The 21,041-nt window shown below is 48.8% G+C and carries 15 protein-coding genes; 8 read left to right on the plus strand and 7 right to left on the minus strand.

Features of this window, described 5'->3' with window-relative positions; all coding sequences use genetic code 11:
* Positions 1 to 292: 292 nt before the first annotated feature.
* Positions 293 to 1,528 (plus strand): type II secretion system F family protein, encoded by a 1,236-nt coding sequence (locus ACYQ2M_RS07160; protein ID WP_459915643.1) that lies wholly within the window; start codon positions 293 to 295, stop codon positions 1,526 to 1,528.
* Positions 1,529 to 1,913: 385 nt separating this feature from the next.
* Positions 1,914 to 2,087, plus strand: a complete 174-nt coding sequence (locus tag ACYQ2M_RS07165; RefSeq protein ID WP_459915644.1) for a hypothetical protein — start codon at positions 1,914 to 1,916, stop codon at positions 2,085 to 2,087.
* Between the two features lie 56 nt (positions 2,088 to 2,143).
* Here ACYQ2M_RS07165 and ACYQ2M_RS07170 read toward each other — a convergent pair whose 3' ends face one another.
* The gene (locus ACYQ2M_RS07170) at positions 2,144 to 3,988 is read right to left on the minus strand and encodes a M48 family metallopeptidase (protein ID WP_459915645.1); all 1,845 of its coding nucleotides are present in this window, start codon (positions 3,986 to 3,988) and stop codon (positions 2,144 to 2,146) included.
* Positions 3,989 to 4,564 (minus strand): NUDIX hydrolase, encoded by a 576-nt coding sequence (locus tag ACYQ2M_RS07175; protein WP_459915646.1) that lies wholly within the window; start codon positions 4,562 to 4,564, stop codon positions 3,989 to 3,991. It lies immediately after the preceding gene.
* A gap of 590 nt (positions 4,565 to 5,154) precedes the next feature.
* On the opposite strand from ACYQ2M_RS07175, the gene ACYQ2M_RS07180 reads away from it, so the two are divergent.
* On the plus strand, positions 5,155 to 7,122 hold the full coding sequence (locus ACYQ2M_RS07180; protein ID WP_459915647.1) for a TonB-dependent receptor plug domain-containing protein: 1,968 nt from the start codon (positions 5,155 to 5,157) through the stop codon (positions 7,120 to 7,122).
* Between the two features lie 257 nt (positions 7,123 to 7,379).
* Positions 7,380 to 8,132, plus strand: a complete 753-nt coding sequence (locus tag ACYQ2M_RS07185; protein WP_459915648.1) for a hypothetical protein — start codon at positions 7,380 to 7,382, stop codon at positions 8,130 to 8,132.
* A 66-nt stretch (positions 8,133 to 8,198) separates the two neighbouring features.
* Here the strand turns inward: ACYQ2M_RS07185 and ACYQ2M_RS07190 are convergent, their stop codons facing one another.
* The 4 genes from ACYQ2M_RS07190 to ACYQ2M_RS07205 form a co-directional block, all read right to left on the minus strand.
* The gene (locus ACYQ2M_RS07190; RefSeq protein ID WP_459915649.1) at positions 8,199 to 8,780 is read right to left on the minus strand and encodes a hypothetical protein; all 582 of its coding nucleotides are present in this window, start codon (positions 8,778 to 8,780) and stop codon (positions 8,199 to 8,201) included.
* A 49-nt stretch (positions 8,781 to 8,829) separates the two neighbouring features.
* Positions 8,830 to 10,929: an ATP-binding cassette domain-containing protein gene (locus ACYQ2M_RS07195; protein ID WP_459915650.1), complete on the minus strand. Its 2,100-nt coding sequence runs from the start codon at positions 10,927 to 10,929 to the stop codon at positions 8,830 to 8,832.
* 224 nt (positions 10,930 to 11,153) lie between these two features.
* Entirely contained in the window at positions 11,154 to 12,704 is a 1,551-nt protein-coding gene (locus tag ACYQ2M_RS07200; RefSeq protein WP_459915651.1) for a B12-binding domain-containing radical SAM protein, read from the minus strand.
* A 508-nt stretch (positions 12,705 to 13,212) separates the two neighbouring features.
* The gene (locus ACYQ2M_RS07205; protein WP_459915652.1) at positions 13,213 to 14,202 is read right to left on the minus strand and encodes a PocR ligand-binding domain-containing protein; all 990 of its coding nucleotides are present in this window, start codon (positions 14,200 to 14,202) and stop codon (positions 13,213 to 13,215) included.
* Between the two features lie 915 nt (positions 14,203 to 15,117).
* On the opposite strand from ACYQ2M_RS07205, the gene ACYQ2M_RS07210 reads away from it, so the two are divergent.
* The 4 genes from ACYQ2M_RS07210 to trpCF all read left to right on the plus strand — a co-directional run bounded on the left by ACYQ2M_RS07210 (position 15,118) and on the right by trpCF (position 19,833).
* On the plus strand, positions 15,118 to 16,650 hold the full coding sequence (locus tag ACYQ2M_RS07210) for an anthranilate synthase component I family protein (protein ID WP_459915653.1): 1,533 nt from the start codon (positions 15,118 to 15,120) through the stop codon (positions 16,648 to 16,650).
* Positions 16,644 to 17,210, plus strand: a complete 567-nt coding sequence (locus ACYQ2M_RS07215; RefSeq protein ID WP_459915654.1) for an anthranilate synthase component II — start codon at positions 16,644 to 16,646, stop codon at positions 17,208 to 17,210. The genes ACYQ2M_RS07210 and ACYQ2M_RS07215 overlap by 7 nt, the downstream gene beginning before the upstream one ends.
* Before the next feature lie 144 nt (positions 17,211 to 17,354).
* On the plus strand, positions 17,355 to 18,374 hold the full coding sequence (gene trpD, locus ACYQ2M_RS07220) for an anthranilate phosphoribosyltransferase (protein WP_459915655.1): 1,020 nt from the start codon (positions 17,355 to 17,357) through the stop codon (positions 18,372 to 18,374).
* 1 nt (position 18,375) lies between these two features.
* Positions 18,376 to 19,833, plus strand: coding sequence for a bifunctional indole-3-glycerol-phosphate synthase TrpC/phosphoribosylanthranilate isomerase TrpF (trpCF, locus tag ACYQ2M_RS07225; RefSeq protein WP_459915656.1), 1,458 nt, complete (start codon positions 18,376 to 18,378; stop codon positions 19,831 to 19,833).
* 113 nt (positions 19,834 to 19,946) lie between these two features.
* Here trpCF and ACYQ2M_RS07230 read toward each other — a convergent pair whose 3' ends face one another.
* Positions 19,947 to 20,771, minus strand: a complete 825-nt coding sequence (locus ACYQ2M_RS07230; RefSeq protein ID WP_459915657.1) for a LysM peptidoglycan-binding domain-containing protein — start codon at positions 20,769 to 20,771, stop codon at positions 19,947 to 19,949.
* Positions 20,772 to 21,041 lie beyond the last annotated feature (270 nt).

The following is a 21,041-nucleotide window of genomic DNA, read 5'->3' on the forward strand; positions in this document are numbered from 1 at the left end:
TACAGGGCGTTGAGTGCCAAGTGATGAATATCAAAAACTCAATATCCGCATTTCTCTTATTTACCACAGCACTTTCAGCTGTCAAGGAGAACCTGCTTCCCCCCGTGTATATCCAATGCTCCATGATTAGATTTTCCGGGACTGATTTTCCATCAACGAGTAAAGTCAGCAATTAAACCTTGATCTTATTTCCCATGATGGTAAAAAAAGTAGAGCTGATACAAGCCGGACACCTTCCAGACGAATAAAATAAAGCTGTCCGATTAACAACACAAAAAAACCCGGATCATCCATGACCACATTTGAATACACAGCCCTTAACCGCAGGGGAAAAAAAGAACAAGGGCTCATCACAGCAGACAGTAAAACCGCCGCCGGCACCCTGCTTCGAAAAAAAAATATCTACCTGGTTACCATAAATGAAATCAATGCTGAAAATACACCCAGGGATACCGGCGGCAAATGCTCGGATGCCGGAGGAATCGTCTTTTCCAGGATCTCCAGGGGGGAAATTTCTATGATGACCCGGCAGCTGGCCACACTGGTATCCGCCGGCTTTAATCTGATTTCGGCCCTGGAAACCCTGATCCTCCAGACCCGCTCCAGGGCGTTGATCAAGATCATCTCAAAAATGAGAAACGCCATAGAAGAGGGCAACAGTTTTTCCCTGGCCCTGGCACTTTACCCCTCGCTATTTACACCCATTTATATCAACATGGTCAAGGCTGGCGAATCATCCGGAACCCTTGATATTGTGCTGGAACGTCTGGCAGATCTCATGGAAACCCAGGAGGAGACCCGGTCAAAAATACAGGCGTCGCTTGCCTATCCCGTTCTCATGGCCCTGGTTGGGGTGCTGGTGCTGTTGTTTCTGCTGACCTATATTGTGCCGGGGCTTGTGGGTATTTTTGCCGACATGGATCAGACGTTGCCGGGTCCCACCCAGTTTCTCATCACCGTGAGCGGTTTTTTAAAATCCTTCTGGTGGGTGCTGGTGTTGATTTTTTTGATTATCATGATGGGATTTTATCTGCTCAAAAAAACTGAGAAAGGGGCTTTTTTCATTGACAGGACCATTTTCATGCTCCCCAAAATCGGATCACTTCTGAAAAAATCAGCAGCTGCACGCTTTTCACGCATTTTGGGGTCTCTTCTGGAACACGGGGTCCCGGTTTTGACGGCCCTGGACATTGCCAAAAGCATCATAGGCAACCGTGTCCTTTCCGCTATCATTACAAAGGCTCAGGTCGAGGTCCAGCAGGGCGGAGAACTTGGCCTGGCCCTGGAGCAGCACAGGGCCTTCCCTGTCCTTGCGACCCAGATGATCAAAGTTGGGGAAAAAAGCGGGACCCTGGAAAAAATGCTGGAGCGCACCGCCGCCTTTTATGAAAAGGAAGTGGACACCTCCCTCACCGCCATGACGGCCATGCTGGAACCTTTGATTATCCTTGTCATGGGGGTGGTTGTGGGATTTATTGTTTTGTCGGTGTGCCTGCCCATCTTTGAGATGAATCAGCTTGTCCGGTGAGAAGTTGATCGCACACCAACAATTAAAACCGGGTCTCACTCTCCCATGATTTAAATTCGACAACTTCAGCCGATACTGCGCAACGCTACCTTCGTGCAGATGCTGTAAAGCATCCTGCACCATTTTCTCAAAAACATTTCTGTCGTTTTCAGGTACCAATTGTTCTGCCAGCTGCTGAACATCTGCTTGGGATGGCACCAGATGATTCCAAACGATTGTCTGCTCCGCCTGGATCAAGCTCTCCCGGTATTTTATACACAGGGAATCCGCCTCTTTCAAAAACATTTTAATTTTACGCAGGATTTTAGCATCTCATACGTTATTATCTATATGAAGGTGAATTCCAACAAAAGCGCCAATAACGCAACCCAGATCCCTCATCAAAGTGGCAAAAAAATCTGAGAATTACCCAACCCCGTATATCATAAAAAAGCACCATGAAATTTCCCAAAAGGTCTTGAACCGGGCATCCATAGGTTCGTTATCAAATTGCATTGCCTGCCATACAATAGCCGAAAACGGCAATTATGATGATGACAATATGAATATTCCCAAATAGGGGGCTCGAGCACCACATCAAGACATTTCACAGGAAAGAGGGGTAGTTGACTGGCCTCACTCTTTCACATGTTTTTTGAACCGTTCCACCTGCCCCCGGTAATAATCATGTCGATCACGGGCCATCTTCAGGGCTTCTGTGGCCATCTCAAGGGCCTGTTCATAGCGGCCATTAATAAAAAGGGCTTCGGCAAGGGTATCCATGACATGGGGACTTTTATCCAGAACCAGAGCCTTTTGTGCCAGAACAAGAGAATCTTCAGGATTACGGAAAAACGGATCACTGCAGGTGGCATAAAGCCAGGCCAGATTGTTCAGGGCATGGGCGTTGTTGGGATCAGTGTCAATGGCCATGCGGTAAAAGGAAATGGCTTTTTCAAAGGCCTCTGCATCATAGTAATAATCCCCGGCAAACACCTGAATTTCAGGGTCATGGCTATTTGAGGAGAGTTCCCGGAAAAGGAGTTTTTCCGTGACATATCTATTTATGCCCACCTTGCCCGTGCCGAAATTCAGATGATACCCAAGGGCGCACACCCCCATTATGAGCACAACATATCCCCACATCATGCGGCGCACCTTTTGATGGTGTCGCTCAATGAGGCCAGCATCGGTTTCGCACCGTGCCAGAAAATGCACACGCTCCTTAATACTGAAATGATGCCAGTTGGGTTTATCCCAGGCCTGGCGGCTGTAACCTGCTATTTTATGAAAGGTGGTGATCATGGCGCGGGCATCGGGCAGATAGCGATACACATGAATGTCTGCCTGGCGCTCAAAGTTTCTCATGTAAAATCCAAATCCATACCGGAAATACAAGAAAAAAATGAGAATGAGAACCCCACTGAGCACCAGGGTCATCATGCCCTCCCGGGACATCTGAAAAAATTCCATGAAATCAAGGAGAGGGCTTGAGACAATCAGCATCACCAGGGGATCCAGAAACGAATAAATACAGGCAATATAACCGGCAAAAAACAGCAGATAGAAATGAATGTGGCGGTGTTGCACATGACCGATCTCGTGGACAATCACAGCATCCAGTTCATCATTGCCAAGCATGGAAAGAAGAGACGGGGTAACCAGAATATAGCGAAACCTGCCCCAAATCCCCATGACACCGGCAGTGATCATGGAGCCGGCAAAAAGATCCCATTTAAGGATATCCCGGTATTTCATACCTGCCCGTCGGCACAGGGTTTCAATACGGTACCGGGCCGGGCCCGGTTCCAGGGAATGACAACCCCATACCTTCTGGATCAGAAAAGGGCCCATGCCGGCAATGGCCACAAGAAAGACAAGGACATAAACGATTTCCCCCATGGGGGTGGCAAGAAAGGCTCCGGGCTGTTTATAGGGGAGCAGATCAATGACATCGGCGGTGAGGGAAATTAAAAACCAGGGCAGCAGGGCCGGTAGGGAAAAGGATATATTGGATCGGACAAAGGCCTTCCGGGAAACGCTGGCAGAAAAATTTCTTTTCTGAACCGGCCAGGCAGATGACCAGACCATCACCAGATAGGCCAGAAACAGACCCAGAAACACCAAGGCTCTCAAGGTGGGAAACTTTTCAAAAACCAGCACCCCATCCAGGAGATGATTCAAGCGCAAAAGGTAAAGATCCAAAGCAAAGAGAACCAGGGCACCCATGGAAAGGCGGGAAAGAAGCTTGTCCATGGCTTGATCCACCCCGAACTGCATTCCATAGGGTTCCAATTCTTCCATCCGTTCCTGTGCTGCCTGAAGGCGCCCAAAGAGGAACCGGCACCCCCACCAAAATGCAATGGCCAGCACCAGGGCCATCATAAGGGCATGGTCCGGCATGGCGGCATCAGCACCGGGATAGTCACAGGTGGAGTAGAGAATCAATGCCACCAGAAAATAAATAAAATTGGAAAACATTTACACCGTCCCCGTGTCGGCAAAATGGGCCAGAACAATCCATGATTTCACATCAAACTTCAATTCCGGGGTATTCAGAAGATTTTTTGCCTCTTCCCGGGACAGAAACAACACGCTGATCTCTTCAGACGCTTCGTTGCCCGAAAGATCCACCTCCCCACTGCACTGTGCAAACACAAGAGTGATGGACTCGTCGGTCATGCCCGAAGAGGAGTAAATGGGGGGACTTGTTCGCACCACCGTTTTTAGATCAAGGCCGGTTTCCTCTTTGAGTTCCCTTGCCGCGGCCTTTTCCACGGTTTCGCCGGGATCCACCAGGCCTGCGGGAAATCCATATTGAAATCCCCCCAAGGGTACCCGGAATTCCCGGATCATCACCAATTTTTTCTTTTCCAGATGCAGGGGGACAATCACCACGGCATCGGCAACAGGGGCTCTTTCATCCTGAACCTCCGGCACTTTTTTCCGGGAGGCAAACACCCATGATTTTTCGCTGCCCCGCTGATCCAGGTAGGACAAAGAAAAGAGATTCAGATGATCCTGGTCGGTTATTTTTTTTATTTCTCTGATTTCCATATTTTTCTCCCAAAGGCAGACGAACCGGGTGGTGGCGACGGCCGATACCAGTAATAAGTCAATGACATGAAAGCCGGGCTTGGTCATAACATGGGCCATTCGTCATGACACCAGAGTTACGCCGGATATTTTAGCGAACCCGGAAGAACAAATTTGTAAGTGTAAAGAACATTGACCTGTTTGACAAGTATTTATGGACATATGCCTGTTTTGTAAACATAATCTCAATTAAAATAATAAAGAATATCCCCTCCCAGGAAAATATTCAGCCGTCATGTATTCAAATCTAAAAAAGGTTATTTTTATACGCTTTTTGGTAATCCATGGTGTTTTTCATAAACAAACATAACATTTATTAAATCTTTATAAATTCCAAAAACAAACTCATAATAACAATTAGGGTTGACGATTCCCTGAATTCCTTATAAATATCCGGCGTAACAATAACCAAAACCTAACAAATCGACTTGTTTAGATTGTGAATAACAAGTCATGAAAAACGCAAACCCCAAACCACAAAATCCGATTTAATAAAAACAATTTAAAAAATTCAATGCCCCACGGCATTGACACGGATTCAGGAGAAACCCATGAAAAAAAGACTGATCCTCTGGCCAGGTATTATTTTATGCCTTATCACGTCCAATGCATTTTCCGAGACACAAACGCCGTTTTACCAATTAGGTGAGGTGGTGGTCACCGACCAGACCACATCTTCGGAATCCGTGGCCACTTTGTACACGGTAACAGCCCTTGACATTGAACAAAAAGGCATCCGAACCCTGGATGAGGCATTGAAACTCATTCCGGGCATTTACATCCGATATGGGGCCTCGGGAGCCCCCCGCATCGACATCCGGGGACTTCGCACCCGCCATGTGATGTTATTACTGAACGGAATTCCAGTCAAAGACACCTATGACGGACAGTTTGACCCCACCACCATACCGGTGGATCACATTGCCCGCATCAAGGTGACCACCGGTGGCGGTTCTGTGATATACGGGGCCGGTGGCAGTGCTGGTATCATCAATATTATCACCAAAAAAGGCACACAGGGGGTTCACGCAAGTATCCTCAATGAACTTGGGCCTGAAGGATATTATTCCGCCAATGCCACCGTCACCGGGGGATCTGATCAAATAGACGGCGTGGTAAGCATTGGCAACACCTCCCGGGATGCCGTGCCGGTGTCCGGTGATTTCAACAAAACATCTCTCCAGGACAATGACGACCGGGAAAACAGTGACTATGAACGCCAGACGGCATTTGCCGGTATAAATTATGCCGTGTCCGACGTATTCAATCTGGGACTGACCTTTAATTATCAGGATGGAGAGAACGGAGTACCCCCTTCCACCATAAACGATAAAAAAGATAGTTTTGCTCCCAGTGTCAAGTATGACCGCACCGAAGAAATCAAATCCACCTCCTTTCAGGCCGCCTTTGATTATACCTTCCAGGCCCCTTTACAGCTGCGGGGCTGGCTTTATACAACAAAGGGCGATACCCTCACCAACCGGTATGACAACGACAACTATAAATCCATCTCCAAAAAAGGCAGCTACACCGAAGATGCCACCAGCACCGTCAATGGCGCAAACCTTCAGCTGTCCTGGCTTCCCCGGGCATCGGATCGCCTTACGGTTGCCGCCATGGTGGAAGAAGATTCCTGGGAATCTGACGGGTATGAAATAGACAAAAACGGAGATCAAGATACCTTTGACATGGATTATGATCTGGGATTTACCTCTCTTGCCCTGGAATACACCAGCCAGATCACGGACAAATTAAAAGCTGTTGCAGGATATGGATTCCATGCCATGGACAAGGATGGCGGCAACGATGAAGATGATTTTACCTGCATGATCGGCGCAAGCGTTGATGCCACCGACAGCACAACTTTCAAAGGTTCCTGGAGCAGAAGCATCAAGTTTCCCACCACCAAGGAACTCTATGCCCAGGATGGCAGTAACCCGGATCTAACATCTGAAACAATCTATTCATGGGAGCTAGGAGTGGAGCAGGCCCTGCCCGCATCCACAACTGTCTGCGTCACCGGGTACATCAAGGACGCCAAAGATTTCATTGAAAAAGATAACACTGACGATCTCTACAAAAACTTTGAAGAATATCGATTCAAGGGAGTTGAGGTTGAAGTGGTCAACACATATGTGAAAAATCTGACCCTCACCGGCACAGCATCATTAATGACCTCGGAAGATCGCTCCGACAACACGGAAAAAGATGAACTCCAGAACCGGCCGGAACAGAAATTTTCCCTGGAAGGAAGCTATGTGTTTCCCTTTGGACTCACGGCTCGACTGTCGGTTCTTTACGTGGCAGACCAGTATTATTACAGCAAAAAGGCTCCCCTTGAAAAGGCCAAATTGGATGATTTCACCGTCATTGACTGCAAGGTGTCCCAGAGATTATTCCAGGATACCCTGGAAGTTTTTTTAAGGGCTGAAAACCTGCTGGACGAAGACTACGAGCAAAGTTATGGATTTCCCTGCCAGGGTCGCACAGTTTATGCTGGAGCCGTCCTTAGGTTTTAATATAACACACATGGCTGTTAACACCAGTCACAACGAATAATGAAACCCATGTGATTTCAACGTATTGGATGGAGTTTCATATAAACGCATATGTAGTGGTTAGGGACGCTGCTGTTTTCAATTAACCGTTATCCCGGGGCTGCATCCTTGTGATGCAGCAAGCCGGACTCCGTTCTCGCAAAATCGGCAGAAAAAACTTGAACATCGAGTGTTAACGCACAGCACCGGGCCTTTCTTATAAAATAATAAGGTGATAAATGAACATTTTTGTATGCATTGACGACACAGACAACCTTGAAAGCAGAGGTACAGGGCAGCTGTCGCAGATATTTGCCGAGGCCATTGAAAAAAAAGGGTGGGGAACCTGCACTTCCATCAGTCGACACCAGCTATTTGTGCATGAGGATATTCCCTACACCTCCCACAACAGCTCCATGTGCTTTAAAGCCCAAATTGATAAAAATACCCTGCAGCCCCTCATTGATTTCATGCAAAAAGGGCTGGAGGTTGAAAGTGCCCCGGGGTCCGATGCCGGGCTATGCGTGGCTGTGGACCAGCCTGACCTTGACCGGCAACAGCTCATGGCCTTTGGGCGTAAAGCCAAAGATACTGTATTAAATAAAACCATGGCCTATGAACTGGCCGCGGACCTGGGGATACATCTGTCGGAACACGGGGGGACCGGGGACGGTATCATCGGATCATTGGCGGGTGTGGGGCTCAGACTCGGGGGCAATGACGGCAGGTTCCGGGGCTGGTACCATTTTGACAAAGCAGGCAGCAGTATCTCGGTGAAAGCCCTTTGCCTCCATTCCTTTGTGGATGTCGTTAAACCCCTTAACGGAGAACCTCTGAAGATGGATCAACACATTATTCTGGGAGATGACAAGGTGAAAATCATCCACCAGGCAGGACAGCAGGTGCTACCCGTAGAGGCAACAACAGGAACATCTGGTGCTCCAACCTGGGTAACCCTGACCAAGGATCGCATAAAACAACTCTGGCCCTGAAGTACAAAATGGCGCACATTCCCACTTTCCCGGTCTTGAGCTCAAGCTCAACATGGGCCACCTTTTTCATCTCCGGCTCAACCCCTTATATTGCCGCACCGCACCATACATAAAATAGGCGCATACCCCGCAGGCAATGCCAATGAGAGGATAGGTGACAAGGCCGGGATAAAACTTTATCAGCACCACCTCCCACGGTTTTCCCGTTATAAGATTCAGGCCCGATTTCACCACATGCATGGCAAGGGCCGCCAGCACCCCCTCCAACACCCGGTTGACAAGGGGGTGTCCCAGGGTGGGCAGATACCGAGTCAATTCCAGAAAAAAAGCCGGCATGACAAAACGCAGCACATCCAGCACCCCCTTTCTGGATCCGGCAATAACCGCAAATACCCCGGCCACAATGCCTAAGTAAAGAGCTGCCCCCTTCTTGTTCACATAACACGGCCCGAACACCAGAAAAAAGAGATAGACCACATAGGAATGTCCGGGAAGATTGAGATCCAGCCGCAGCATCTGTTTAACCGCCACGGAGACCAGAGCAAACACTGTCAGAAGAATGGTTTCAGAAATGAGCAGGCGTGATGTCTGTCTCTCTTTTCCAGGAAGGTTAAGGCCATTTGACTGCTTCTCATTGGTGTGCTGCACGGTCGGTCTCTCCTCAGGGGTTATGCTATTATTCTCGACATCCATCATATTACTCTTCCATACCCTTTAATTTCACCGACAATCCCGCCAAGGTGGCAATATCTTCCATCAAGATCAACAGAGGTATGAACACCGCCTTTAGCCCCACAAACAGCTGACCGGGATGGAGCAGATCCTTTTTATCCGGCACCAGACCCTTTTGACCCTGGATGCGGAGAATCTCCCTGGCATCGGCGGTGATACAGGGAAGCAGTCCGAATGCAATGCCCATGGCCAGTTTCTTATCCCGGGAGAGAAACCGGGAAAACAACGCCATCCACTCCCCCACGGTGGTGGTGCGCATCATCACCATGACGGGAACAAAAAACAGCCACACACGGACCCCGGCCAGGGCACCCTCCCCAGCAGCAGCCACATCCCAACGAAAAATCGGCATAAAAAGGGCAAATACAAGCGCTTGAATCGCAAAAAACCGGCTGTCCGCAATAAAGCGCCCCACACCCATGCCAGACAGAAGGTAATAAAGAAACAGCACAAGGGCCAGCAACGGATAAGATTCCACACCAAGGGCATAAATCAAAAACCAGATACCCATGTTAATCCCCATTTTAACAAGGGGAGAGGCACGATGAAGGGGGGAAGCCCCAGCCACATAATCATAGGCAGGTGCCTTGAATGTACGGAACAGGCGTTTAACAACACCCCTTTTTTGCCTGGCTTTTTTTGGGGTCTGAATCAGGTTGCTGCCGTTTTTTGTTTTATCTGTCATCAGGGGATTTTTATCTGATGCCAGGGACCCGGCTGTTGCCTTTTCTTCCGGGAAAGGAAGATAGTCGCTCAGGCGGATGATCTGATCATGGGCATCATAGGCATATATTCCCCGGCTGCTGGTAAAGATCACCCCACAGTGAATCCGCTCCATGGCCCTGCGAAGAAAAATAAGCAATTCCCGGCGTTCCCGGCCCTCCAGAAATCCCAGGATGTCATCCACAAAAATAAAGTCAGGACGTAGCAGCACGGCTTGGGCCGCGGCCAAGTGAATTTTTTCGCCAAAAGAGAGCTTAAATGGAGAGACATGGGTTTTATGGGCCAGCCCCACACCGGTAAGAAGGGCTTCTATTTCATCTTCTGCAGCCTCAAGTTTATCAAAGTCTCGCTTTTTACCCATTAATGCACTGGCCATCTCCCGTTGAACCGTGGGCTCAAAAAAATGCCTGTCCGGATTCTGGGTCAGGGTCATCACCCGACACGCCCCCCCCGCCCCGGTGCGCTCAACCAATCCCCTGTCCGGCTCCCGGTCCCCTGAAAGAATATGAAGCAAGGTGGTTTTACCCGAGCCGTTGGCCCCTTCAATCCACAGCTCCTTTCCGCCCGTGAGGGTAAACGACAGATCCACTGCCAAAAGGGGACTGCCTTCATATCCATATCCCACCCTATGAAGATGCACACGTCGCTGTCCAGGTAAAACCGATGGTGAATCCGGGGAAATGGAAACAACAGGCAAAGGAGGCATGGGTTCGGAAGATTCAATGGGCACCACCCGGTCCACCTGCCGAGAAGAGATTATCCCGGGATGGGAGGTCAGCACCACACCGGCCCCCTTGTTTCTGAGATAGCTCATGTAATCAAGAACCTTGCTGATATTGCCGGGGTCCAGGTACAAAAAAGGTTCATCCATCAAGAGAAGCTCAAAGGGCATCATCCCTGCGGCACCAATGGCCACCAGATGTTTCTGACCCGAAGACAGAGTTCTTACAGGTTTGTCAAGTACAGCCTCAAGCCCCAGCAGGTCCACGGTACACTGGAAGCGTTGGTTGATAGATGTCGCTCGGGCCTGACTCTCCTCCACCCCGAACATCAACTCTTCTCTGACCAGGGTAGAAATCATCTGGGAATGGGGGTTCTGTAGCACAAGGCCGATGTGCTGCCGGACCGCAGCATTTAAGGGGCTACCCTTGAACAAAACCCTGCCCGCATACACTTTTTCTTCATGGCTAATGCCCCGGATACCAAAAAGAAGTGATGATTTTCCCCGGCCCGATCCCCCTTCAATGCTCACCAGTTCCCCTGGATTCACCCCAAAGGAGACCCCCGAGAAAATTTGTTTTTGTCCGATGCCGCAGCTTAATGACTGAACTTCCAGTAACACGCCATATCCTTATTGTCTGTGATCCCAATACATATATTCATCGATTGGGGTAATTGTTTTCCCCTGCCATTCCGTAAAGGTGATATCTACATGAATTACCGACAAATTTCAACTTTTTTAACAAGCGTTTCCGGTGATGGAGACAGATATGGCAATGCAACTTTGGCAGTGTATTGGCATTCCAAAAAAGTCCGCAAAATTTTTCCCGAGATTAGACCCGATGATCAAGTTTTTGTATTGGCATATAATGGGGAGGGGAGAAACATGGCATGGTTGGAAGTGAAAAAAGGCGGATCATTCCTTAAGATGGGGGCAATGGCCGGATGTTTTTTAAATTTTCTGTCCAGGAAAAAGCGGATCTGCCGCCGATTCCACCCTCGGGGATGGTTGAAACTTAAATACAATGAGAGATCCCCATCATAGAAGGGTCGGGTATCAAGCATGGGCACCTCCGGGCTGAAACGGGGAAGGTTAAAGATGGCAAGATTTAAAAAACTTATGTTTCCACTATTGTCCGCCACATAATTTAGGGTTCTGTCGGCGGCGGCTTCATCTTCAAAGGCGGTGCCGAACAGCAAATACACATAAGTTGAAATCCCCGCTTTTTTAAGGGCAGCAAGAACGCGGGTGGCCGTTTCCAGGCGGGTACCCTTGTTCATCTTATCCAGAACATTTTGATCTCCGGACTCAAGACCCAATTTCAGCATGCGGCACCCAGACCGGTAAAGCGCTTGGCAAAAATCGGGATCGGCAAGCTCCCGTGTAAACCGCACAAAGCCATACCAGGTGAAGGGTTGGGGATCAGCCGCAAGAGCTTTTAGAAAAGAGGGACTCACAGCATCATCCAGGAAGTGGACATGGGCCGGATTAACCCGCTCCTGGAATTGCCTAAGATCCGCCAGCAGATCGCTGTTTTTCTGGGGCTGATAGCTAGCACCCTCCACGGTTTCCGGACAAAATTTACATTTTCGCCAGTAGCATCCCGTGGCCGTTCGATAGGGAATAATGGCACCCGGGGCAATATAATCATCCCAGTTGCAGAAATCAAAATCCGGCACCACCCGCTGGATTGAGATCAACTCCCCTTTGATTGATTTTCCTTTCATGAGGGTAACCACCGCAGCCTCTCCCCTGCCCCGGACCATGATATCCATTAGAGGATAAAAGGGATTTTTCCATGAAGGCGCACTCATCCAGGAGGAGATAAGCCCTCCGCCCACCACAATTTTTTTGCCGGGAAAGCGTGCCTTGATCCATCCGGCCAGGGCAAAACCGGTGAGCGCCTGACTAAGGTAACAAATAGAAAGCCCCACGAAGGAATCATCATTGTTTTCAATTGCCGGTGCCAAAACTTCCCTGAAATAACCATAAAAAGGATTGTCACTAAAAGTTCTGGCAGCGGTCCAAAGATCGGCAATCTTCACCGGAGAGAGCCTCTCATCTCCATAATCCGACAACGAGATCTTGAACCGGGGGGCGCACCGGACCTGTATCACCCGGTTTACATCCATCACCCGCTGGCGGTAGCGGTCCCGATTGGCATAGAGAGCCGGAGTTTTGAGATCCGCCAGATTATCATCCAAATGAGAAACAGCCCGGCGGGTCCAGGAGTCATCAGGAGGGGATTGACCATTTCCGGCAAGCCACAACAGCCCGCCGATATTGGCATCAATGGCCGTACAGTCAAAACCGTTCTGTTTCAATGCACCAGCAAGCAGGGCCACACCGGCCGGGGGTTCACAGGGTTTTCCCACGGGGGGAAATATTAAAATCATATCACTCTCAATCTATTGTTATTTTTATACATCCCCGGGCTGCAGGTATCCACCTTTGCCGGGCTAAATCCATTATCACAACATCTTCTGGGTCATTGGTGGTAAAACAACTCATGTGTTCTCGCGCTTTAATTTTCTATTTTGTTCCCAAAGCGCCTCTTAAAACGGGATTGAATTGACATTTCCCACCTCATAAGACTATAAACGACTAAATTACCTATCACAGCTCAAGCAATTGAATAAATATCAAAACAAACATAAAGGATGGCGTCAACAAACAATCAAAGGGTAAACGAAAATTGCCTGCAAACAAAACAACATATAGCGCCCCATACAAGCTCATTATGGAATCCATGGAAATACGTTTTGCATCCCCCTTTTTAATGGCATGACTTTCTGTCATTGCGAACTTTCTTTTTTTATCCTGTCAATAGGCTGATTTTTTTCACCGTAATTCTCATCCAACACTTTTCGAACGGTTTTGGCCATATCTGCTTTAATGATGGGCTTATAAGTAAAGGCTTTGATATCTGTTTTCAATGCTGATTCCGCTGAGACTTTCCGGGCATATCCCGTGCAAAGAATTAGAGGATTTGTGCCTGCGCTTGATGATTTCAACAAAACCGCTGATGGAGCGCAAGGGTGCCCGCAGATCATGGGAAACCGAGTATACAAAATCTTCAAGCTCCTTGTTAGTCTCCTGAAGCTCTGAGGTGCGCTGGTGGACACGCTTTTCCAACTGCCGGTTAAGTATATGAACTTTCTCCTCAGCTTTCTTTCGATGGTGGATTTCCCTTTGAAGCTGCCGGTTCAAAAGGCCGGTTCTGGAGATATAGGTCGTAAATTTCACCAAAAAATTCATCAAATGTTTGATGGTTTCCCGATTGTACCTTGGGATACGGCGGTATGCGTCCATATATACGTCTTTTTCAAATCCGTAGAAATTCGCTTGTTCCATGAACAACGTTTCATCCACCAGGTCATCATCATAAAAGAACTGCCCTGTAAATATATTTCCAAGGTGTCTGCCGCCAATATAAAGGGGCGTGAGAACATCCCATAATCCGTTTTTACACTTATAATCCACATATTGGCCAGGTTTCAAATTCTTTGCCAGGAAGAGATCTCTTTGGGTGCAGTTCCGGGCTGTTTCCGGATGGACTCTGTGAAATTTTGTACAGATATCCTGCCATCCTGTGGATTCTATCACGTTACCTTCCAGATCCAGTATGGCCGTCACCATATGGGTCAGGCTGTAAAATTCATCCATTATCAACTGAATCTTTTCAACATTGATGATGGATTTTAGATCGTCCCGGGATATATCAATGTCATTATCTAAAGTGGTCTCCATATTAAGGGCCGGGTATTCGGAATTACGGGCCAGTGATTTGGGCGCTCTGACGATGGTGTTTTTAAGCAACTGACTTTGGAGTTTCTCCTGCTCCAATATTCTGACTCTTTGCTCTAACTCTTCATATGTTGGTTTTTCAGTCATTGGGTAACCTCCGAAAATGTGGTAAGGCTTGCGTTATTGGCGCTTTGATTCAAGTTTTTCTTGAAACACAGGTAATTGTCTAAAATACAAGCCTGACCCCATCCCAAAGTGGCCCATGCTGTGACCAAGCCCCAGAAACGTCTTCACCTAGATAAGTCAGAACCAAAAAAGTTTTCTGATTCTCTTGCCAAAATAACAGAAAAATCAGAGATAAGAATCTACCCACGAGGCCTAAATTCTCATTTTTCATACCACATGTATTGGTTTTAATTTTAAAGAAACACATTATGTAGTGGTTAATTGGAGAGCTTATGACTGACGAGGAATCTAAATGTATGTACATTTTAAAATGTACAAGAATCTTACAAGATATTGTGGTTCAAAGCAAATTTATTTCAAACAATGTGTTTCTACAAAAAGAAACAAAACCCTTGACAAAATTCCTTTTCACCTGTATTTGAAGTGATATACAATATGTGTCAGTTTCAAAAAGCGGTTTATGACGTTTACCACTTTGAGGGGCTGGCCAGATTTAATCTCAGGACCAGTGAATACTTGGGCTTGGTCACAACATCGGCCACTTTGGGGTGGCTCAGGCCTGAACACATCCACACCCAAAAGGCGTTCCGGACAATGAAAAATAAAACCCCCAGGACAACAAAATCACACTGGTGGCACTGGTGGTGCTCTCTTCTCTATTCCGGCATGCCGAAGTTGTAAACGCACATACATGCATTTGACAAAGACCGCGGCTGCCACCATTGCCCGGTCTTTTTTTATGGAAAAAACAGCAAAGGACTTCATCCCCCCGCACCCTTCCCGGAAAAGTGTATGGTGGATGAATATGCAACACTGTCGAAACATTTACTTTACATGAGCAAACCAAATATTTACAGAAACGGACTGGAAAACAAAATGATACTCAACAGATACCCCACCAGAGAAACCTATGATTCCCTGTGCCGGACCAGCAATGTAATACCGCTTTGTGCGGAACTCCTGGCGGACACGGAAACCCCAGTGTCCATTCTTCAAAAATTTTACCGGAAAGATAAACCACTCTTTCTGCTGGAAAGTGTGGAGGGTGGAGAGCACTGGGCACGGTACAGCTTCATGGGTATTTCCGCCAAGTGTCACATCACTGTCTTTGAAAATGACATTGAAATCGCCACCACGAACCACCATGAAAAACTCCCCCACAACGGTGATCCCCTGGCTGTTTTAAAGGAGATTACCCGACAGTACCGACCTGCAGACATCAAGACCCTGCCCCGGTTCTGGAGCGGACTCACCGGATACATGACCTATGAAATGGTATCTTTTTTTGAAAATATTCCAGCGACCTTGCCCCAGGGATCACCCTATGCCCATTTCATTATCCCCGATGCCATGATCATCTTTGACAACATGAACCACACCTTGACATGTCTGAGCATCTGCTATACCAATGGTACTGACAAAACAGAGTGTTACGATGAGGCCATGGACCGTCTGAACAACATCATCGCCACCATACAGGAACCGGGACCCCGGGCGAAATCAGAACAATCATCCACGGCAAAATCCGCCGTTGCCGGTGACGCAACAACGACACCCTTTGCCCTGAAGTCAAAAACCGACCATGACACATACATTAGAGGGGTTGAGACCATCAAGCACCATATTGTTGAGGGGGACATAATCCAGGCAGTGTATTCCCAGCCCTTTATCTCAACGGCCCCAGTGGACCCGGTCATGCTTTACAGGGCCCAGCGTTACATCAACCCGTCACCCTACATGTTTTTCATGAATCTCGGAGATATGGCCATTGCAGGTTCTTCCCCGGAAACCATGGTACGTCTTGAAAACCGCACAGCCACCCTTCGTCCCATTGCAGGCACCCGGCATCGGGGTAAAACAGAGCAGGCGGACAGAGCACTGGCCGATGAGCTTTTAAACGATGAAAAGGAGAGGGCAGAACATCTCATGTTGGTGGATCTGGGCCGCAACGATCTCGGCCGGGTGGCGGACACCGGCACAGTACAGGTGACGGACCTCATGTTTGTGGAACGTTACTCCCATGTCATGCATCTGGTCTCCAACATCACCTGTGAGCTAGAGGAAGAAAAAGATGCCTGGGATTTGCTTCGGGCCACCTTCCCGGCGGGAACATTATCCGGGGCTCCCAAAATCAGGGCCATGGAGATCATATCAGACCTTGAACCCCTTCCCCGGGGCGTTTACGGCGGGGCTGCCGGGTACATTTCCTTTTCCGGCAACATGGATCTTGCCATCACCATCAGAACGGCAACCATCAAGGACGGAGAAATGACGGTGCAGGCAGGGGCTGGTATCGTGGCAGATTCCGATCCGGAAAAAGAATACCAGGAATGCATCAACAAGGCCAGAAGCGTGGAACGGGCACTGGCCCTGGCCATGACCGGCAACAATGGAGGTACATCATGCTGATCGCCGTGATTGACAATTACGACTCGTTTACCTTTAATCTGGTGCATTATATCCGGCAGTGTGGGGCCATGGTCCATGTGTTACGCAACGACAAGGCCAGCCTTGACGACCTAACGGCCCTGAACCCCGATGCCATTGTCATCTCCCCCGGTCCCGGACGACCCGAAGATGCCGGTATCTCCATGGAGGTCATTCTCGCCTTTTCAGGCAAACTGCCCATCCTGGGGGTCTGCCTGGGACACCAGGCCATTGCCGCCTGCTTTGGGGCACGTATTATCCATGCCAAACGCATCATGCACGGCAAAACCTCCATGGTAACCGGTGACGACCAGGGGATTTTCAAGGGATTGAAAAAACCCTTTGCCGCCATGCGTTATCACTCTCTGGCCGTGGATGAAGCAACCCTTCCCGACTGCCTGAAGGTAACCGCCCGCACCGGTGACGGGGAAATCATGGGCCTTCGCCATGTGGAGCACCCCACATACGGGGTGCAGTTTCATCCGGAATCCATCATGACCGTGGTGGGAAAACGACTGATTCGAAATTTTGTAAAAGAATAAATATTCGGTCAGCACCCCATCTTCACCTGTCTTGGTCTGCTCACATAGCATCAGTATGCTACGCAACCCCAAACAGGAGAATATGAGGCACTGTCCAACCATTTACATGAGCAAGCCGAATATTTACCTAAAAGGAGCTGAAAAATGAATTTCACCGACCACTTGAATACCATTATCCGGGGCGAAAATTTAAGCAACGACAACATGACCTCCATGATGGGGGATATTTTTTCAGGGGACATTACCAGCGCCCAGATTGGGGCCTTCATGGCGGCCCTGTCCACCAAGGGAGAAACCTTTGAAGAACTGGCAGGGGCCGCCCAAGCCATGCGCAGAAAAGCCGCCCGCATCCAGACCACCACCCAGCGCGTGGTTGACACCTGCGGCACCGGGGGTGATGCATCCGGCACCTTCAATGTCTCCACCACCACGGCCTTTGTGGTGGCCGGCTGCGGCGTCACAGTGGCCAAACATGGCAATCGAAGCATTTCCAGTCAGTGCGGCAGTGCCGATGTACTTGAAGCCCTGGGGGTGAACATCAACACCGACCCTGAAGTGGTGGAAGAAGCTGTCAACGACATCGGCATCGGTTTTCTCTTTGCCCCAAAATTTCACAGTGCCATGCGCCATGCGGCCCAGGCCAGAAAAGAGGTGGGTATAAAAAGCATCTTTAACATGCTGGGGCCCTTAACCAACCCGGCAGCCACCCGGCACCAGCTTTTAGGTGTGTTTGCCCCCCAGTTGACGGAGATGTTTGCCCAGGCACTAAAATTACTGGGAGCAACAAGAGCCCTGGTGGTCCACGGCCATGACGGAATGGATGAAATCACCGTGTGCGCCCCCACAAGGGTGTCGGAATTAAATGAGGGCATGATCCGCACCTATGACATTGATCCCCTGGAATTCTTTGAGGACTATGCCGAACCCGAAGAAATAAAGGGCGGGGATGTTAAAACCAATGCCGCCATCATCCTTTCCATCCTCCGGGGGGAGCGGGGCCCCAAGAGAAATATTGTGCTCATAAACACAGCGGCGGCCCTGTTGGCGGCCAATGAAGTGGATAATCTGCAACAGGGCATTGACAAGGCAAAAAATGCCCTTAATTCCGGTAAAGCCATGGAAAAACTTGGCGCACTGATTCAATTTACACAGGAGAACGCTTAACATGGCACCCCGGGGATTTTTAAGAACGGTCATTGCAGAAAAAAAGAAAGATATTGCCAGGGCCATGGCCCAGCGCTCCCTGAAAACACTGAGAAAGGATGCCGAAGAAACACGGCATACCGCAAGCTTTCTTTCCTCCATGGAAAAAAGCAGACCCGGCCAGGCAGGAATCATAGCTGAAATAAAGAAAGCATCCCCTTCCAAGGGAGATATCCGCATTGATCTTAACCCGGGCACCTATGCCGAAAAATACACCCGGGCCGGCGCCTCTGCCATTTCCATACTCACCGAAGAACATTATTTCAAGGGCAGTATCAACGACTTGATAAAGGTACGTCAGGCCACAAATCTTCCCATCCTTAGAAAAGACTTCACCATTTCTGAATATCAGATATATGAAGCCGCCGCCGCCGGGGCAAATGCCATTTTGCTGATTGTTTCCATTCTTTCAAAGCAGCAGTTGAAAGACTACGTACTGCTCACCCGGGAACTTGGCATGGAACCCCTGGTGGAAATTCATTCGGAATGGGAGCTTGAAAACGCCCTGTATGCCAATGCAAAAATCATCGGCATAAACAACCGGAACCTGGAAACCCTGGAGACCGATACTACGGTGGCGGCAAGGGTGGTGCCTTTTTTCACAGCGGACCAGATCCCCATATCCGCAAGTGGGGTTAAAGGCCCCGACGATATTCAAAAGGGTATGGACGCCGGAATTTTTAATTTTCTGGTGGGGGAAAGCATTGTTCGGGCCGAGGACACAGAAAAATTCATCCAGGCATTGATTGCAACGGGAACACCCCGCACTGAAAATAATCAGCAGAAAACCCTGGTAAAGGTATGCGGCCTCACAAGGCCCGATGAGGCTGCGGCATGTGCAGACCTTGGTGCCGATGCCATCGGCCTGGTGTTTTATCCCCAAAGCCCCCGCAATGTCACCACGGTTCAGGCCCGGGATATCTGCCGGGCATTGCCCCGGAGCATTATCACCACCGGTGTATTTGTGGATGCCTCCTTTGCATTTATCATGGAGCAGGTAAATGCATGTGCCCTGAAGGCGGTGCAGCTCCATGGCAATGAGACACCAGAAATGGTGGAAAGGCTTAAAGATGAGGGGCTTTTGGTTTTCAAGGCTCTGTTTGGAGGCAAAGTCCCCCACCTTGACATTGCCCATCAGTACCGGGATGCATCTGCCATCCTGGTGGAGTACGGCAAAGGTGCGCTTCCCGGGGGAAATGCCGAAACCTGGGACTGGGGTATGGCAAAGGAGACAGGCAAAAATCAGAAACTTATCGTTGCCGGGGGGATTACCCCGGAAAATGTGGCAGAGGTTATATCGGCCACCAATGCCTGGGCCGTGGATGTGAGTTCCGGCGTGGAAAGCTCTCCGGGCCGCAAGGATACAGACCGGGTCAAGGCCTTGATCCATGCGGTGCGAAAGGTTCGGCCGGCCTATTGAATGACTGTGAACTCAAGTGAGGTGCCCGATGTTGTTAGGATAAACCCGACATCGGACCCCTGGAAGACATGCAATGCAGGCCGATGCGGGATATAAAATTTTAAAGACAGTCCTTATTTTACGATCAATTTATCTCCGGGATAAATGGTGGGCTGCTTTGAAAAATGGTTCAATTTATGGAGATTCTCCACAGTTGTATTATATTTCCTGCTAATGCTGTAAAAGGTCTCTCCCTTTTGAATCACGTGATACACATGGCTGGAACCAGCTTTCATTTCTGTGGCAGGTCTGTTTTTTTTCAGTGCAGTCTTTTTATCACCTGATTTGGCAGCAGAACTTTGAGAAGTTGTTTTTCCGGTGGATACGCTGGGTGTCACTGATGCTTTTACCGGCGTGGCTGAAGGCTGTGCTTTTTCCCGAACAACAGTGCTTCCTCCCCGGCCCGCTTCCAGTGTTTTTATCCGACTGAGCGCATCTGCCATCTGGATATCCAGCTTATCGAGATTTTCCACAATAATATTGAATTTGGCAGACATAGCGGTTTCCACCCGATCCACCCGGCCCGAAAACACATTTATATCAGCTTCCGATGCCGGTCCGGCCTTGGTGGTTGCGGATACTTTTTCCAGCATCCCTGCAAAGGCACTTTCCATGCGTTCCATTCGCTGTTCCAGAAGATTGATCATGGCCATATTACCGGCAATGGGGTCTCCCTGGATTTTTTCGGGCTGTGGGGTGTTACTACCGGTATTTTTAAAAACAATGACCATAACCACCAGCAGGGCAATCACCACCCCCACCAGGGCAATCACCTTGATGGTACTCACGCCTCGGCTTTGCCGACGTGAATAGCGTGAATTTCCAGACGCAGGGGCATCTTCCAGTCCCTGTGACTCTATTCGAAACCGATCTTCAAAGGAGGTGTTTTCTTTGTTCAATTATTATAATCTCCTATTTTTTAATGGCTCAGGTTCAATTCCATCGCCAATCTATTCTCGTTCAATGTGTATGATGTTTTCCCATCGGCCATAAAATTCACCGATTTGCAGTTTCTCTTTTTCTTATTGACACTTCATCAGCGACTTGTCAACTATGTAAAAAAACAAGGCTTGATTTCCAGGGAAGACTGCATTATTTAACTTGATCCATGATTTTAATCTCTGTAATTTAAAAAAAGCTTAGGAACTGTTATAGAAAACAAACTATGC

The organism is Desulfocicer niacini (assembly GCF_054657595.1).

What these genes read in the sequence shown, in the direction of transcription:
- ACYQ2M_RS07160 (WP_459915643.1), top strand. Translation starts at nt 293, where the DNA reads ATGACCACATTTGAATACACAGCCCTTAACCGCAGGGGAAAAAAAGAA.
- ACYQ2M_RS07170 (WP_459915645.1), bottom strand. Translation starts at nt 3,988, where the DNA reads ATGTTTTCCAATTTTATTTATTTTCTGGTGGCATTGATTCTCTACTCC.
- ACYQ2M_RS07175 (WP_459915646.1), bottom strand. Translation starts at nt 4,564, where the DNA reads ATGGAAATCAGAGAAATAAAAAAAATAACCGACCAGGATCATCTGAAT.
- ACYQ2M_RS07180 (WP_459915647.1), top strand. Translation starts at nt 5,155, where the DNA reads ATGAAAAAAAGACTGATCCTCTGGCCAGGTATTATTTTATGCCTTATC.
- ACYQ2M_RS07185 (WP_459915648.1), top strand. Translation starts at nt 7,380, where the DNA reads ATGAACATTTTTGTATGCATTGACGACACAGACAACCTTGAAAGCAGA.
- ACYQ2M_RS07200 (WP_459915651.1), bottom strand. Translation starts at nt 12,704, where the DNA reads ATGATTTTAATATTTCCCCCCGTGGGAAAACCCTGTGAACCCCCGGCC.
- ACYQ2M_RS07205 (WP_459915652.1), bottom strand. Translation starts at nt 14,202, where the DNA reads ATGACTGAAAAACCAACATATGAAGAGTTAGAGCAAAGAGTCAGAATA.
- ACYQ2M_RS07210 (WP_459915653.1), top strand. Translation starts at nt 15,118, where the DNA reads ATGATACTCAACAGATACCCCACCAGAGAAACCTATGATTCCCTGTGC.
- ACYQ2M_RS07215 (WP_459915654.1), top strand. Translation starts at nt 16,644, where the DNA reads ATGCTGATCGCCGTGATTGACAATTACGACTCGTTTACCTTTAATCTG.
- trpD (WP_459915655.1), top strand. Translation starts at nt 17,355, where the DNA reads ATGAATTTCACCGACCACTTGAATACCATTATCCGGGGCGAAAATTTA.
- trpCF (WP_459915656.1), top strand. Translation starts at nt 18,376, where the DNA reads ATGGCACCCCGGGGATTTTTAAGAACGGTCATTGCAGAAAAAAAGAAA.